This is a genomic window from Prevotella sp. oral taxon 306 str. F0472 (genome assembly GCF_000257925.1).
In the GTDB taxonomy this organism is placed as follows: Bacteria; Bacteroidota; Bacteroidia; order Bacteroidales; family Bacteroidaceae; genus Prevotella; species Prevotella vespertina.
Window position 1 is genome coordinate 1 of sequence record NZ_AJIN01000004.1, and the last position, 7,751, is coordinate 7,751.

At 39.9% G+C, this 7,751-nt stretch carries 7 protein-coding genes; 3 read left to right on the forward strand and 4 right to left on the reverse strand.

Going from position 1 to position 7,751, the window contains the following annotated elements:
• Nucleotides 1-215: 215 nt before the first annotated feature.
• From HMPREF9969_RS00090 to HMPREF9969_RS13095, 4 genes are all read right to left on the reverse strand, one after another.
• Nucleotides 216-695: a histidinol phosphate phosphatase gene (locus HMPREF9969_RS00090; protein ID WP_009433850.1), complete on the reverse strand. Its 480-nt coding sequence runs from the start codon at nt 693-695 to the stop codon at nt 216-218.
• Between the two features lie 130 nt (nt 696-825).
• The gene (locus tag HMPREF9969_RS00095) at nt 826-2,526 is read right to left on the reverse strand and encodes a fimbrillin family protein (RefSeq protein WP_009433848.1); all 1,701 of its coding nucleotides are present in this window, start codon (nt 2,524-2,526) and stop codon (nt 826-828) included.
• A gap of 30 nt (nt 2,527-2,556) precedes the next feature.
• The gene (locus tag HMPREF9969_RS00100) at nt 2,557-2,787 is read right to left on the reverse strand and encodes a hypothetical protein (protein ID WP_036894375.1); all 231 of its coding nucleotides are present in this window, start codon (nt 2,785-2,787) and stop codon (nt 2,557-2,559) included.
• A 179-nt stretch (nt 2,788-2,966) separates the two neighbouring features.
• On the reverse strand, nt 2,967-3,167 hold the full coding sequence (locus tag HMPREF9969_RS13095; RefSeq protein ID WP_009433849.1) for a hypothetical protein: 201 nt from the start codon (nt 3,165-3,167) through the stop codon (nt 2,967-2,969).
• A 398-nt stretch (nt 3,168-3,565) separates the two neighbouring features.
• Here HMPREF9969_RS13095 and HMPREF9969_RS00110 point away from each other — a divergent pair, with 398 nt between their 5' ends.
• The 3 genes from HMPREF9969_RS00110 (at nt 3,566) to HMPREF9969_RS00120 (ending at nt 7,250) form a co-directional block, all read left to right on the forward strand.
• Complete coding sequence (locus HMPREF9969_RS00110; RefSeq protein WP_009433851.1) at nt 3,566-4,648, forward strand: OmpA family protein; 1,083 nt, start codon at nt 3,566-3,568, stop codon at nt 4,646-4,648.
• 226 nt (nt 4,649-4,874) lie between these two features.
• Nucleotides 4,875-5,684 carry a phospholipase gene (locus HMPREF9969_RS00115; protein WP_036894377.1) on the forward strand — a complete coding sequence of 270 codons (810 nt, stop codon included), beginning with the start codon at nt 4,875-4,877 and terminating at the stop codon, nt 5,682-5,684.
• A 36-nt stretch (nt 5,685-5,720) separates the two neighbouring features.
• The gene (locus HMPREF9969_RS00120; RefSeq protein WP_009433853.1) at nt 5,721-7,250 is read left to right on the forward strand and encodes a PQQ-binding-like beta-propeller repeat protein; all 1,530 of its coding nucleotides are present in this window, start codon (nt 5,721-5,723) and stop codon (nt 7,248-7,250) included.
• Nucleotides 7,251-7,751: the final 501 nt, after the last annotated feature.

The window sequence follows — 7,751 nt, forward strand, 5'->3', positions numbered from 1 at the left end:
AAATGCTCCCGTGGCACGTTTATCTAGAAGCAGAACCTGTCATAAGAAATGTGTTCTTATATCATTCTGCCTAAAACCTTGTCCTTCTGCTACAATGTTCCTCTAAGCAACGCAAAAAAATCTTCGCGAAGAAAATTAAAATTGTTCGCGAAGAATTTCGAATTTCTTCGCGAACAATTTTTTTGTTGTTTTAGCAGAATCTCAAAAATCCGTTATCATCCTTCTGTCACAGGACCTGAAGGCTCTGTTCCTTCTGCTTTCTTTTTCTCTTTCTTTCCCTTCTTTTCTTTCTTCTCCTTTGGTGCTACTTGTTCATACGTAACATCATTCAGCGTGAAATACTTCGCAGAGGCAAGGAACTTTATAACAGGTTTCTCGATATGCTGTTGTGCGCGGAACTGCTCAACACTCTCTACTGCCTTGCTCTTAAACGAGGGTGTCAACGTTCCCATGTCGCCAAACTCCACAATGTCACCATTGGCTACGATGTCACGGGCGGTTTCACTTGCAAGATTCAGCACGGCTGCCACCTCCTGTGCATTAAAGGTTGTTGACTTAGCAATACGTTCGCAAAAGTTGCGGAAGTCTACACGGTGTCTACCAGTTGGGCGTGCTACGATAACAGTCTTTCCAGCCTGCTTACCGATGTTTAACTTCTGCTCTCTCAAGAAAAATTGAATTGGTTTGTTAGCCATATTATCATTAAGGTGGTCTCCTCTTTGTGATAGCTCCGTGGGCTCGAGACCTTATAGCCCACGGAGCGTTGTTAATAATATTATTGTTTGCTATAATAGCCTTGCTATAATTCTTCGGCTTTATAATCAGTTAATAATGGATGAAAGGACGAACCGTCTGACTGTAGCCACCAATTTCTACATGATAGTCTGCCGCTATGCCCGCTCCTGTACTTGATTGACTACTAGTCATCATTAAGCTTACCGGTGAAACTCCATTAACTTGCACAAATGCCATGGGAGCCATTCCTGATAGATGACCTTCTGAATACGGTCCCCACTGCCAATAATTCAGATCCATCATTCCGCCTCCCATACTACGTGAATAAAGACCACCAGCGGGACCAATATCTTTTAAGGCACCATAAATCTTTAAAACTTCTCCCAGACTTGGTAAAAACCATTTCTTACCAACAATAGAACCTGTAAGAGTCTTTCCTGTGGGCAATGTAGGAGTATAATGGGCTGCACTATAAAATGCAGGGAATCTTGTCTGCTCATTTGCCTTTATTGTTGTTCCATCTGCACTACCTGAAGCCTCCCAAGTAAACTTATAACCATCGGCACCATCTGCAGTAAATGTACTCCCTGGCTCCCAAGATGACCATGGAATGTTTATAACACCACTATTGACTACCCCAGAATAATTTTGATAATCACTAGACACTTCTTCTAATGCCGCAGCTAATTTTTTACTTTGGCTAATAACAACAGCAATTGGAGTCTTTGTTCCACCACCGAATGTTGTCTCAGAGAACAAACCAGTTGTGCCGTCTGTCATTAGGTAAAGGAAGTTATAATGGAAAGTGATACTAATAAGATAAGAACCATTTGCCACTGATGCCAAAACTGGAGTCAAAGCAAAAGTAAGGCTTTTCCCATAAAGGTTTTCTGTATAAATTGTTGTATTACCAAAGGTTGCTTTGAGATTCGTAATATTTGAACCAGGGAAAATATAAGAGTAACTAGGGCTTGTATAACTATAAGTAACAGAACCACTTTCCGTCCAAGCACTACTGCCACCAAAACCGAAAGATCCTCCTGTACCAGAAGTGCTCCATGTACCTGTAGCAGCATCGTAAACAGCAGAACTTGGGACTTCTGCAGGATTTGCTGCTGAGAAGCTTACATTAAAATTACTTGGCTGAACCTTGACATAAGTATTGAATTTGACTCTTACACGGGCAGCTGTATGCTTCATCGCAAACGAAACTTTCTGCTTCTGTGGAGTGGCAGTGACTGTATAATTGGTGCGCCCTAATATGGCATATTCATTTGCATTCGTTAGTGTCAAATTGTTGCCGCTACGTGTAAAATAGGAAGTAGAATAAAGTACAAAATCATAGTTGCCTGGTGCTAATGACATTGATTCTGGGTCTCCTACATTCGGGTAAAAGCTACCGCCATAGATTACTCCTTTCAATTCACCTTTCAAAACACCACCTTGATATGCCAACATTGTGTAGTCACTATTTGGCAATGTACGTGTACTTGCACTCTTGGCAGGATTACCAGACAAGTTCTCCTTGTCTCTCTGCAAAGTCACATCAGCAACAATACCATTCCCCATGTTGACGAACTCATGCTTTAGTGTGTCGGAAGAGTTTGCTGCTGCACGAGTATTTCCCACTTGCACATCACTATTATAATCTGCAAAGGTGACAGGGAACTCGAATTTTGAGGCTACATCAACCTTTCCTTTGCCATTGTCTAAATTATCATCACTTGAACACGCCGCAAACACTGTCAACAGCATGAACATTGCTATAGCTAAAAAATATTGTTTCTTCATTTTTATGTCTAATTTAATGTCTTAGTATCGTTAATCTTCATTCTCATCCCAGCTCATCTGCCGCTTTGCTGGAGCTACGCCCGTTCCGTCTCCAATGATAACGGTTCCTGTATGCGTCTGCTCACTTCCCCACGACTCTTGGGTTGAACTACTCCCATCTGGGGTCACAGAGGCGTTACAAAGGAATCCCTCGACACCTGTGGCTATAATACTACAGGATGGCTGTATGTACACTAACCTGCTTGTTCTTTCCTTTTTCATATTAATCTATAAAATTGTTGTTAATAAAAAATATAGTTGTTATTTCGTGCTTAATTTCTCTATAATTCGGTTTAGGTACGGACACAAAAAAAGAACAAAGGAAACTTCCAGAAGTCCTTTGTTTACAGGGTTTGCGGTACGCTTCGCGCGCGCGTACGCGAGAAGAAAAAATGTGTAATTTACGTCTGCTCTACTAGAGAGAGAGAGAGAGAGAGAGAGAGAGAGAGAGAGAGTATACAAATATTTGGAACTACCAAATTATTTGCTGTCTTTTTCTCGTTTTTAGATGTTAAAGAATCCAACGCAACAACACGGCTTACACCTTTATTATATAAGGCGCAAACGTTAGCTTGATTGAAATTCGTTGCTTGTAACATCATTATTAATTGGGTTAATTCTCACTCAACGGGCGCAAAGGTAAGAAGAAACTTTGAAATGACGAAAGAATAAGCGAATAAATATTAAAATAAGTGGTTTAGAAGACGGAAGCCATATATTATAAGGTATAAACTCAAGGTCTAAAACTAAAGAGTGCTGGAATTGGTAGAGAATAATCTCAAAAAGTTTCGATATTGAATGATAAATTTAAAAGTAAGAATCTTTGTTAGACGTAATTATATATAATGTGACACAACCTAAAAATGTAATTAACTGCCTATATTTTAGGGAAAAACAATAATTTTTCAGAAAAAGATATGGTCTATTCAAAAAAAGTACTACCTTTGCACCCTAGAATTAAAGGTCGCTAAAAGCAATACATTTTAATATTAAGCATTTTATGAAAAAGTTTTTGATTGCACTTTCAATGCTCGCAATGGGCATTAGTAGTACGCAGGCTCAAGTAGCTTATGAGAAGGCTAAGGCATTTGATAACGTCTATCTCGGTGTTGAAGGCGGTGTAATGGGTCCAATGAGTTTCGAGCACTTTGCTCCTCTTAACGCTGCAGCAGGTTTGAAGTTAGGTAAGCAATTTAGCCCAGTTTATGGTGCTAACCTCGAAGGTCTTACTTTCTTCGGTGATAACCGTTGGCAGACAGGTTCTTTAGGTTTTGCTAATAGCCACACAATCGTTCGTGGTGTGAACCTCGGTTTGAATGGTACTATCAATTTCACAAACTTGTTCTGTGAGTACAATCCAGATCGTCGTTTCGAGGTTGGTGCAGAAGCAGGTGTAGGTTACTGGATTACTTTCGGTGACAAGAAACTTATTGGTGTTGCCAATGGTGGTGATGATACAGAGTTGACAGCAAAGACTGGTCTTACATTCGCTTACAATCTTGGTGAGAAGAGAGCTTGGCAGCTTTATGTAGAGCCAGCTGTTCTTTGGAACCTTACACATGGTCCTGGTGATGCTATCCAGTTCGGTCGTCAGGCTGCTCAGCTTGGTCTTTTCGTTGGTTTGAACTATAAGTTCAAGACTTCTAATGGTACTCACAACTTCAAGGTTTGGAATGTTGGTGAGTTGAACGATGAAATTAACTCTCTCCGTGACCAGTTGAATGCTAAGCCTAAGGAGGTTGTTAAGGAGGTTGTTAAGGAAGTTGTTAAGGAGGTTCCAACTCAGGTTAATCAGACTCTTTGCATTGACAACTTGGTATTTGTAACATTCGCTCAAGGTAAGTACGACCTCACAAATGAGGCAAAGAATGCACTTGATGCTGTTAAGTCTGGTCGTCACGTACAGATCATTGGTACAGCTTCTCCAGAGGGTCCAAAGGATCTTAACGATCGTCTCTCTCAGAATCGTGCAAACGTTGTAGCTAAGTATCTCCAGGGTCGTGGCGTTGTTGTTGACGAGGCTAAGGGTCAAGGCGTACAGGGCGTAACATCTAACCGTTTGGCTGTTGTTTACGTTAAGTAATCAAGCTGATAGATTAGCTCTTTTGTAGCTAATGTTAGATAATAATATTAGGTAGGGATAAACCATATAGAGGTTTATCCCTACTTTTTTTCTATTAGTTTCCTTTTAAAAGTCATTTATAAGTTAATTTTTCTTTGTAACTTTGCTGGCAATAGACTAAATAGAGGTATTGCTGGTACTTACTAATTAATTTAAGCGTTTGTATAAGATTATAGAATGATATAGGATGAAGTACATTTTTTCTATAATAATACTATTTTTTACATTGCATATATCGGCTCAGATTCGACCAGAAGGTCAGTTTGAAACGAAATACAATGCCGTTTCTGACGGGTATAACTTTTGGATATATACGCCTGATGAATACAAGGAGAATAAACATCCTTTACCGCTTATCATCTTTTTACATGGGGCTAGTCTTTGTGGGAATGACTTAAATAAGGTGAGACGTTATGGAGTCTTGGATGCTATTGACAAGGGTAAGATTATTCCCATGTTCGTGGTAGCTCCTCAGAATCCAGGTGGTCCATGGAGTCCGAGAAAACTAAATAATATATTGGAGTGGATGAAGTCTCACTATTCCATAGATGCAAGTCGTGTGTATGTTCTCGGTATGAGTCTTGGTGGTTATGGCACAATGGATTTCGTCGGAACCTATCCCGATAAGATAGCAGCTGGTATGGCTTTGTGTGGCGGGACGACGTTAAAGAATATGAGTGGGCTTGGTGAAGTGCCTCTTTGGATTATGCATGGAACGGCAGATAGAGCCATCTCTATAAACGAATCAAAGCGTGTTGTCAATTATTTACAAGCTAATCATCTTGACCAGTTATTGCGTTATGATTGGTTACAAGGTGGTAGTCACGGAGTTTTAGCACGTATTTTTTATCTTCAAAAAACCTATGATTGGCTAATAACCCACTCTCTGAATGACAAACCAAAGACGATAGATAAAGATTTCGATATCACTTGGGACGACATAAAGTCAACCTATCAAAACCTAAAGAACTTGCCCCAGATGTATGATAATGATTAATTGATATCTATGATTAAAATCCTAAAATAATATAACGTGAAGCTTCGCAATTACTATCAAACGGTGTTGGCTGTATCCTTACTGGTGACAGCCTTATCTTGTCACGATGCTAAGAAGGTTGAAACTCAAAGTCCACTTACAGATTCCGTTGCTGTTGAATCAAATATAGAAGACCATTATTTGCCCGACACTATGTATGCTTCTGCCAATAAAGTGAAGTTGTCTATAGATGCAGAGGGCAATTCGGAGAGTCTGTTGAAAGGAAAGATTTCTGATTACGAAAGCGCAGATATTCTCACATTCCGTAAGAATCCAATGCGCAATGCGGACTTTGGTGGCATGGTGAAGGGAACTCCTGATACTGTAGAAATAGCTTGGAAATTTGATATCTACTATAACCGAGAACACACACATTTTGGTGTCTGGGGTGGTGGGAGTGGCTGGACAGGACAGCCATTGTATCTTAGTAAGAGTAATGAAATCGTCCTTTCCTCTCTTTGCAGTCGCACTTATTTCATTGACTTTACTACTGGTAAGGCATCAAGACCATCTGTAGATGTGCATAACACCATCAAAGGGACACCCTCTATTGACCCTTTCTTCAAGAACTTATATGTAGGTCAGGGCATCCCTAATCACCTACCAATTGGACGGTTAGTAATCGATCTGAACAAAACCAAAGAATCGCAATTCATTGATCATGACCCACATGCTCTACGCCATTGGTATGCATCAGATGCATCACCAGTCGAGGTTGGTGGCTATCTTTTCTGGCCTGGTGAAGATGGTAGTTTATACAAGTATAGCCGTAAGCAAGGACACTTGAAACTTGTAAGTGCATTGCGTTACACCATCAATGGCTCTGCCCCTGGTATTGAAAACAGCCTTTGTGCCTATCGTAACTATGGTTGGTTTGGTGATAATCATGGTAGTATTATCTGTGTAAACCTTAACACCATGAAGCCAGTTTGGTATTATGATAACCATGATGACATTGATGGTACAATCGTCTGTGAGGTTGAGAATAATACACCTTATATATATTGTGGTTGTGAAGTAGACAAACAAGGAATGAGTGGAACTTGTTACTTTGTTAAGCTTAATGGCTTAACTGGTGAAAAGATATGGGAACAGAAGATTCTTTGTAATCGAATACAAATAGGAGAGAAAGTGCTTGATGGTGGAATGTATTGTACCCCTTTGCTTGGTAAAGGAGATGCGAATGGGTTAATATTTGCCAATATCTGCCGTAATGGAGCCGATGGGAAGGGTAAGTCATCAGGTCAGTTAGTAGCCTTTAGTACCACCGATGGCAAGATTGTTTATACAACTCGTTTGAATCAATTTGCCTGGTCGTCACCTATTGGATATATGAATGAAAAGGGCGAACAGTTTATCTTTACTGGTGATTCTGGTGGTACAGTCTATCTTATAAGGGCAAAGAATGGCGAACTACTCTATAAGCATCATGTAGCAAGCAACTTTGAGTCTTCACCTATAGCAATAGGTAATACTGCCGTCGTTGGGTCTCGTCAGAATGGAATCTATAAGTTTATTATCAGGTAGGATATTCGATTACCCCTGAGTAAGGTCATTCTTGTTACCCCCATGTTAACAATTTGTGCCTCAAAGGATATGGTGAGTAACATTTCTATAAAAGTTTTATTAAGATTGTTTGGCTAACTAAAGAGAAAGCCTTACCTTTGCCGCCGTGAAAGAATTAGCAATGACATATCAAGTGAATGAAGTACTGCAAAGAATTATCGAATTCTTTGCATCTTTTTGCACTTTATCTTTGGTCAATCCAAATAATTTGCTAACACACACACACACACACACACACACACACAATATGCGCACCTAGCGTACAATAACACATTTTTTCTTCTCGCATACGCGCGCGCGAAGCGTGCCGTAACCCCTGTAAACAAAGGACTTCTAGGAGTTTCCTTTGTTTGCTTTTTTATGCCCTTTTGTGAACTCCGTTTTAAGCAAAATAAGAACGAAATAACAGCTATTTTAATCAAGAAAGTTATGAGAAAAGAACAAACTAAGAGGGATTATTCT

Coding starts and splice junctions, on each gene's coding strand:
- HMPREF9969_RS00090 (WP_009433850.1), bottom strand. CDS start 695: ATGGCTAACAAACCAATTCAATTTTTCTTGAGAGAGCAGAAGTTAAAC.
- HMPREF9969_RS00095 (WP_009433848.1), bottom strand. CDS start 2,526: ATGAAGAAACAATATTTTTTAGCTATAGCAATGTTCATGCTGTTGACA.
- HMPREF9969_RS00100 (WP_036894375.1), bottom strand. CDS start 2,787: ATGAAAAAGGAAAGAACAAGCAGGTTAGTGTACATACAGCCATCCTGT.
- HMPREF9969_RS13095 (WP_009433849.1), bottom strand. CDS start 3,167: ATGATGTTACAAGCAACGAATTTCAATCAAGCTAACGTTTGCGCCTTA.
- HMPREF9969_RS00110 (WP_009433851.1), top strand. CDS start 3,566: ATGAAAAAGTTTTTGATTGCACTTTCAATGCTCGCAATGGGCATTAGT.
- HMPREF9969_RS00115 (WP_036894377.1), top strand. CDS start 4,875: ATGAAGTACATTTTTTCTATAATAATACTATTTTTTACATTGCATATA.